The organism is Mycobacterium sp., assembly GCF_019247615.1.
In the GTDB taxonomy this organism is placed as follows: Bacteria; Actinomycetota; Actinomycetes; order Mycobacteriales; family Mycobacteriaceae; genus Mycobacterium.
In genome coordinates this window covers 35,449-42,230 of the sequence record NZ_JAFBAT010000199.1, presented here as the reverse complement: position 1 = coordinate 42,230, position 6,782 = coordinate 35,449, and the positions used below count along the sequence as shown (strand labels likewise).

8 protein-coding genes and 1 pseudogene are annotated in these 6,782 nt (G+C 67.3%); 8 read left to right on the top strand and 1 reads right to left on the bottom strand.

Features of this window, described 5'->3' with window-relative positions; genetic code table 11:
* The 8 genes and pseudogenes from JO059_RS13860 to rraA all read left to right on the top strand — a co-directional run.
* Positions 1-458: peptidase (locus JO059_RS13860; protein WP_293319586.1), on the top strand; the 458-nt coding region annotated here is incomplete at its 5' end.
* Between the two features lie 253 nt (positions 459-711).
* A pseudogene (locus JO059_RS13855) lies at positions 712-1,368 on the top strand (TMEM165/GDT1 family protein); the annotation flags it as partial.
* Between the two features lie 510 nt (positions 1,369-1,878).
* Positions 1,879-2,277 (top strand): helix-turn-helix transcriptional regulator, encoded by a 399-nt coding sequence (locus JO059_RS13850; protein ID WP_293319584.1) that lies wholly within the window; start codon positions 1,879-1,881, stop codon positions 2,275-2,277.
* A 134-nt stretch (positions 2,278-2,411) separates the two neighbouring features.
* Positions 2,412-3,068: a DUF6474 family protein gene (locus JO059_RS13845; protein ID WP_293319582.1), complete on the top strand. Its 657-nt coding sequence runs from the start codon at positions 2,412-2,414 to the stop codon at positions 3,066-3,068.
* Between the two features lie 14 nt (positions 3,069-3,082).
* The gene (locus tag JO059_RS13840) at positions 3,083-3,727 is read left to right on the top strand and encodes a YcnI family protein (protein WP_293319580.1); all 645 of its coding nucleotides are present in this window, start codon (positions 3,083-3,085) and stop codon (positions 3,725-3,727) included.
* Entirely contained in the window at positions 3,724-4,236 is a 513-nt protein-coding gene (locus tag JO059_RS13835) for a copper resistance CopC family protein (protein WP_293319578.1), read from the top strand. Before JO059_RS13840 ends, JO059_RS13835 begins: the two co-directional genes overlap by 4 nt.
* A gap of 101 nt (positions 4,237-4,337) precedes the next feature.
* On the top strand, positions 4,338-4,778 hold the full coding sequence (locus JO059_RS13830; RefSeq protein WP_293319576.1) for a nucleoid-structuring protein H-NS: 441 nt from the start codon (positions 4,338-4,340) through the stop codon (positions 4,776-4,778).
* Positions 4,779-4,789: 11 nt separating this feature from the next.
* Positions 4,790-5,263 (top strand): ribonuclease E activity regulator RraA, encoded by a 474-nt coding sequence (rraA, locus tag JO059_RS13825; RefSeq protein WP_293319574.1) that lies wholly within the window; start codon positions 4,790-4,792, stop codon positions 5,261-5,263.
* 15 nt (positions 5,264-5,278) lie between these two features.
* Here rraA and JO059_RS13820 read toward each other — a convergent pair whose 3' ends face one another.
* Positions 5,279-6,751 (bottom strand): NAD(P)/FAD-dependent oxidoreductase, encoded by a 1,473-nt coding sequence (locus JO059_RS13820; protein WP_293319572.1) that lies wholly within the window; start codon positions 6,749-6,751, stop codon positions 5,279-5,281.
* Between the last annotated feature and the right edge of the window lie 31 nt (positions 6,752-6,782).

Below are 6,782 nucleotides of genomic sequence, written 5' to 3'. Positions count from 1 at the left end.
CCGGCCGTTGGCCCGATTCGACGAAAGAGTGGGCCCAACTGCTGATGGTCGCGGTCAGGGTCGCGTCGCTGCCCGGATTGCTCTCCACCACAACGGTTTTCGGTGCCCGCGAGGAGTTACCCGACGAACCGGAACCGGGCACCGTAGGCCTGGTCCTGGCCGAGGGCACCGTGTTCGGCGAATCGGCCATCCCGCCAGGGTATTTCGCCGATCATCAGCCGCCCGCCTTGCTGATGCTGCACCCGCCCTCGGAGACCACGCCCTCGCTGCCCGAATGCACGGGAGCGGCATCGGGGTGCGTACTGCTGCCCGGATTGCCGTATCTGGGACTCGAGCACCGCGCGGCCTGGGTGGAAGCCGAGGCGGACGGCACGATCACCTCCATGGTGAGCCGGGTGGGTGTCGATCCCATCAGCCATCCCGACACGGCGGTCCTGGCCATGCTGCTTGCCGCATAAGGCAATTCAAACCGAACCGTTCGGACGTTGGAGCCACCGGATGCGGGCACCCGAACTTCGGCTGCATTCTGGTGCATGCCGAACTGGCCCGCTAGCCTGAACTCGTCAGCGAAGGGGAGTAGCCCCGAATCGTCGAGTCGACATACTGGCGCACAGCCCGGCCGGCGAACCGGCTCATTGCGCCGGTGGGCGAGACCTTCGACCGGTGTTCGATGGCCACGCGGTCATCGACGACGTGTCGAAAGGTCGCCCCATGCTCGCCGCCACGCTGCTAAGCCTCGGAGTGGTCTTTATCGCCGAACTGGGCGACAGGTCCCAGCTGCTCACCATGACCTACGCGCTGCGGTATCGGTGGTGGGTTGTGTTCAGCGGCGTAGCAATAGCCGCGTTCGCGGTCCATGGGGTCTCTGTGATGATCGGGCACTTCCTGGGCGCCGCGCTGCCGGCGCGCCCGCTGGCGTTCGCATCGGCGATCGCCTTCTTCGGCTTCGCGGTGTGGTCGTGGCGCGCGGGAGGTGCCGCCGACGAGACGGTCAAGAGTGGTCGGGAACCTCGCTTCGCGCTACTGACCGTGGTTTCGTCTTTCGCCCTCGCGGAGGTGAGCGACAAGACGTCGTTGGCGACCCTGGCATTGGCCAGCCACCATGACTGGGCCGGCGTGTGGATCGGGGCCACCCTGGGCATGCTCTGCGCCGACGCTCTGGCGATCGGTGTGGGGATGCTGCTGCACAAGCGACTTCCCGAGAAGCTACTGCACGTCCTGGCCAGTCTGCTGTTCCTGACATTCGGCGTCTGGATGCTGTTTGACAACGCGCTGGGCCGGCCGGCGGTGGCCGTCGCCGTCACGGCGGGAGCGGTACTGGCCGCCGCGACGTTGCTGGCGGCGCAAGCGCTGCGGTCTCGGCGCAGACACGTGTCAACCTCCGGGAGGTCACGGGACGTCGCCTAAGCCGCCCGCCGCACCTCGCCTGGGCCGGGGTGCGCGTTGTCGCCCCAGAGGTATCTCCGGGGGCGATTAGCTGCACCCATACCCGGTTTCATGGCCGGTTTACCGACCGGACAGCAAAGGTTGTCATTGACGCGTCCAGGTTGCCTGGCGGTTGGGGTGCATCTGCCCAGCATCCTCGGCGAACTCGCGCGAAGCGGCTGCGGCACGTGGGTCCGCCACCTCGTGCAATCGCGCGAATTCTGCGGGTAAGCTGTGAGTTTCGCTGCCAGAGTGGACACGCCAGCGAATCGGATAGAGGCTCGTCAGGTGCGGATTGGCCGAGCGGCAGCAACACCGAAGGTGAACCCCTCCGGGTTTGCACCCTGGTTGGGAACCCGAAGCCTCGCTACCATGATCAGCAAATACACCTAGGCAATTGTTTGGGTAGTTTTAAGCCATGTTCGCTTCTACAGCCCAGTGGAGGTCAGATCGATGAGCACGACATTCGCCGCCCGCCTGAACCGCTTGTTCGACACGGTCTATCCTCCCGGGCGCGGACCGCACACCTCCGCGGAGGTGATTGCGGCGCTCAAGGCGGAGGGCATCACGATGTCGGCTCCCTACCTGTCCCAGTTGCGATCGGGCAACCGCACCAACCCGTCGGCGGCGACGATGGCCGCCCTGGCCAACTTCTTCCGCATCAAGCCCGCGTACTTCACCGACGACGAGTACTACGAAAAGCTCGATAAGGAGTTGTCGTGGCTGGCCACGATGCGCGACGACGGCGTGCGCCGCATCGCCCTGGCCGCCGCTGAGTTGTCTCCCGAGGCCCGCCAGGACATCGTCGAGCGCGTCGACGAGCTGCGCCGCAAGGAGCATCTCAGCGCCTGAGCGGTCATCACCCGCTCACCCAACCGACCTGATCGGCCGCGGCCTCCCCGTTCCGATTAGGGTTGGCTCACGGATCGCGCACACGCGAGAGCGATAGACACGACAGCCAGCGAGTTACCGGGAGGCGGCCGGGAATGGGCCTGTTCCGCAAGCGAAAGAGTCGGGCGACGCGTCGCGCCGAAGTCCGCGCGATCAAGGCCCGCGCACGGCTCGAGGCCAGGCTGGCCGCCAAGAACGAGGCCCGCCGGATCAAGGGCGACCGACGGGCGGCCGAAAAGGCACTCCGGGCGCAGATCAAATCCCGGCGAGAGAGTGACCGGGCCGCGTTGAAGGTCGCCGAGGCCGAGCTCAAGGCGGCGCGGGAAGGAAAATTGTTGTCTCCGTCGCGGATCCGCCGCGTGCTGACGGTGTCGAGGCTGCTGGCCCCCGTCCTCACGCCGCTGATCTACCGGGCGGCCATGGCGGGCCGAGCGATTATCGACCAGCGTCGCGCGGACCGGCTCGGGATACCGTTGGCGCAGATCGGCCAGTTCTCCGCTCATGGCGCCCAACTGTCGGCCCGGATCGCCGCGGCGGAAAAATCACTGCGGATGGTGCAGGACAAGAAACCCAAGGACGCCGAGACCAAGCAGTTCGTGTCGGCAATCACCGAACGGCTTTCAGACCTGTCGGCGGCCGTCACCGTCGCGGAGAACATGCCGGCGGCGCGCCGCCGTGCGGCGCACGCCGCGATCTCGTCGCAGCTCGACGGCATCGAGGCGGACCTGATGGCCCGCCTCGGGCTGACCTGACGGCACGATCGGACATGCAATCCCGTGACAGGCGCATCGCGCGCGTTCTGCTGCCGGTAGCCGCGGCCGCGGCGCTCGGTGTCGGCGCGGCCGCAGCCGCCCCGCCGGCCGGCGCCCACGTGCACGCCGCCAGTGACAACTCCGTGCGCGGTGCGACGGCCATCGTCACCTTCCAGGTGCCCAACGAATCGAGCACAGGCGCAGCAACCACCGCGCTGACCGTCAATCTTCCTAATGTCGCAGCTGCGAGCGTCGAAAGCATGCCCGGTTGGACGGCCAAGCTCGATCGCGACGCGGCCGGCGGCACCTTCCGCTCCGTGACCTGGAACGCGGTCGCGCCCAACGCCGGGATCGGAGCGGATCAGTTTGCGCTTTTCCGCATTTCGGTGCAACTGCCGGATTCCGAAACGGCCACCTTCCCGGCGACGCAGACCTACTCCGACGGGGCGGTCGTGAAGTGGGATCAGCCGCCGCTTCCCGGTGGGGGCGAGCCCGAACATCCGGCACCCATGCTCACGCTGGCCGCCGCGCCGGCCGGCCACAGCACCACCGCGCCGCAGGCCAAATCGGCGGACAACGCCGCCCGGGTATTGGGCGGGGCAGCGCTCGCCATGGCCGCGCTGGGCGTGGGAATTGCGCTGTTCCGCCGAAGGGCATGAAACGGCTTTCGGTTGCCGCACGGGCGGCTCTGCTGCTGGCCACCGTGCTGGTGATCGTAATCCTGAACGCGCAACCGGCGCATGCGCACGCCTGGCGGGTGTCGGCCGAGCCCGCCGACGATGCGATTCTGACGAGCGGTCCCGCACGGGTGAGCGCAACCTTCAACGAGCGATTGCAAACCACATTCGCGGCCATGACGGTCGTCGGTCCGGATGCCAACGTGTGGTCTACCGGGACTCCGACGGTGCAGGGCGCGGTCGTGGCCGTCGGACTGCGCCCGCTCGGACCACCCGGCAGCTATACGGTGAACTACCGCGTGACGTCCGCGGACGGCCACCCGGTGTCCGGCTCCTGGTCGTTTCGGCTGACGGTCGCGGGCACCGGAATCCCGGGTCCCCCCGCCGGTCGCGGCGCGGGCGGCGGCATCCCGGTGTGGCCGTTCGTGGCCGCCGCGGTGGCCCTGATAGCCGCGGGCGGTTGGCTGCTGGTGCGGGGCCGGCCCGGATAGGCCCTGCTCGCCGAGGCGGCGCCGAGCGTGCTGGCATGATGGGACGCGACGAACCCGGTGCGCTGGAAACACGCGATAAAGAGCTGCGAAGGAGCGGCCGCATGGCAGAACCGCAGGACCAACCCAACGGCGAACCCGACGGCGCACCGACTCCGCCGGCGAAAAAACCACCCGCCGAGCCCGTCAAGAAGGCCGCGAAGGCGCCCGCCAAGAAGGCCCCTGCGAAGAAGGCGCCCGCCAAAAAGGCGCCTGCGAAGAAAGCGCCCGCCAAGAAGGCTCCGGCCAAGGCCCCGCCTCCGATCCGAGCCGAGCAGCCCGCCCGGCAACCCCTCGACATGCAGCAGCGAATCGAAACCAACGGTGAACTAGCCGCCGCCGCCAAAGATGCCGCGGCACAAGCGAAGTCAACCGTGGACGGTGCGAACAACCCCGTCGCGCCGACGCTCGCGCCGTCGGTTTCGAGCCAATCGCCGCTGCCGCTCATCGTCGCCGCGGCGCTCACCCTCCTGGCGATCCTGCTGATTCGTCAGCTGCGCCGCTGAATAGCCCAGCCGTGCCCGTCTCGTTTCGGCCCACCGCCGACCTCGTCGACGACATCGGGCCTCAGGTGCGCAGCTGCGACCTGCAATTCCGGCAGTTCGGCGGCCGCTCACAATTCGCCGGCCGGATCAGCACCGTTTGCTGCTACCAGGACAATGCGCTGCTGAAATCGGTGCTCTCGGAGCCGGGTGACGGCGGGGTGTTGGTGATCGACGGCGCCGGCTCGTTGCACACCGCGCTGGTCGGGGACGTTATCGCCGAGCTGGCCCGCTCGAATGGTTGGGCCGGGCTTGTCGTCAACGGTGCGGTGCGTGACGCCGCCGCGCTGCGCACCATCGATATCGGCATCAAGGCGCTGGGGACCAATCCCCGCAAGAGCAGCAAAACCGGGGACGGACAGCGCGACGTCGAAATCACCTTGGGCGGAGTCACTTTCGCGCCCGGCGAGGTCGCCTATAGCGACGATGACGGCATCGTGGTCGTCTAGGCTTCGGGGCCGCTTTCAGGCCGCTAGGGCGGCGCGCTTCTTCTTCGAGAACCGCAGGCCCTCGTCGGCGACCTTCCCGCGCCGGATGGTCCGCATGTCGAAGAAGTAGTTCTGCTTGAGCCGCCACGGCGCGCGCGATCCCGACCTGGGAAGCAGATGCATCGAACGCTGGAAGTACCCGGGGCTGAAGTCCATGAACGGGAGCTCGTCGACGTCGGGGCCCGGACGCTGCGGCTCGACGGTGTCGAACCCCTTGGCGTCCATGTAATTCAGCAATCGGCACACGAATTCGGAGACCAGGTCAGCCTTCAGCGTCCAGGACGCGTTCGTGTAGCCGAAGGTGATGGCGAAGTTCGGCACCCCGGAGAACATGCAGCCCTTGTATGTCATCAACGATGTCAGGTCGAAGTGCTCGCCGTTGCGGGACGGCTTGAGCCCGCCCAGTAACTGCATGTTCAACCCCGTGGCGGTGATGATGATGTCGGCCTGCAATTCTTCCCCGGAGGTGAGCCGGATGCCGGTTTTCGTGAACCGGTCGATGGTGTCGGTGACGACGTCGGCCTTGCCGTGCCGGATGGTTCGGAAGAAATCGCCGTCCGGGGCGAGGCACAGGCGCTGGTCCCAGACGTTGTACCGCGGCCCGAAGTGCTTCTCGACGTCGTAGCCCTTCGGCAGGCGACGCTGCGCCATCGTCATCAGCTGCTTGCGCATGTACTTGGGCGCCTTGCGCGCGAGCTGATAGGTGAACGTGCTGAACGCGATGGCTTTCCACCGGTTCGCCATGTGTGCGAGGCGGTCCGGCAGCAACCGGTTGGCCCGCTCGGCGAAGGGATCCACGCCCGGCAACGAGCCGATGTAGGTCGGTGACCGCTGCAGCATCGTCACGTGGCCCGAGCCCGAGTTGACCAGGGCGGGAATCAACGTAATCGCGGTGGCGCCGGATCCGATGACGACGATCTTCTTCCCGGCGTAGTCGAGATCCTCCGGCCAATGCTGCGGATGGACGATCGTGCCCCCGAAGTCCTCGGCGCCCGGGAACGTGGGCGAGTACCCCTCGTCGTAGTTGTAGTAGCCGGTGCAGGCGAACAGGAACGAGCACGTCATCTCCTGCTGCTGCCCGTCGTGCTCGACCGTCAGGGTCCAGCGGTTGTCGGCATCCGACCAATCGGCCGCCACCACCCGGTGTCGGTATCGGATGTGACGGTCGATCCGGTTCTCCACCGCGGCCTCCCTGATGTAGGCCTTGATGTCCGGGCCGTCGGCGATCGACTTCGCCGAGCGCCACGGCTTGAACCGGAATCCCAGGGTGAACATGTCCGAGTCGGACCGGATGCCCGGGTATTTGAACAGGTCCCACGTGCCGCCCAGGTCGTCGCGGCGCTCCAGGATGGCGTAGGTCTTGGTCGGGCAGCGGTCCTGCAAATGCCAGGCCGCGCTCACGCCGGAGATGCCGGCGCCCACGATGACCACATCACGGTGCTCAGTCATAGCGCCCACGCTATCAACACGGCGTTGAATC

What these genes read in the sequence shown, in the direction of transcription:
- JO059_RS13850 (WP_293319584.1), top strand. Translation starts at nt 1,879, where the DNA reads ATGAGCACGACATTCGCCGCCCGCCTGAACCGCTTGTTCGACACGGTC.
- JO059_RS13845 (WP_293319582.1), top strand. Translation starts at nt 2,412, where the DNA reads ATGGGCCTGTTCCGCAAGCGAAAGAGTCGGGCGACGCGTCGCGCCGAA.
- JO059_RS13840 (WP_293319580.1), top strand. Translation starts at nt 3,083, where the DNA reads ATGCAATCCCGTGACAGGCGCATCGCGCGCGTTCTGCTGCCGGTAGCC.
- JO059_RS13835 (WP_293319578.1), top strand. Translation starts at nt 3,724, where the DNA reads ATGAAACGGCTTTCGGTTGCCGCACGGGCGGCTCTGCTGCTGGCCACC.
- JO059_RS13830 (WP_293319576.1), top strand. Translation starts at nt 4,338, where the DNA reads ATGGCAGAACCGCAGGACCAACCCAACGGCGAACCCGACGGCGCACCG.
- JO059_RS13820 (WP_293319572.1), bottom strand. Translation starts at nt 6,751, where the DNA reads ATGACTGAGCACCGTGATGTGGTCATCGTGGGCGCCGGCATCTCCGGC.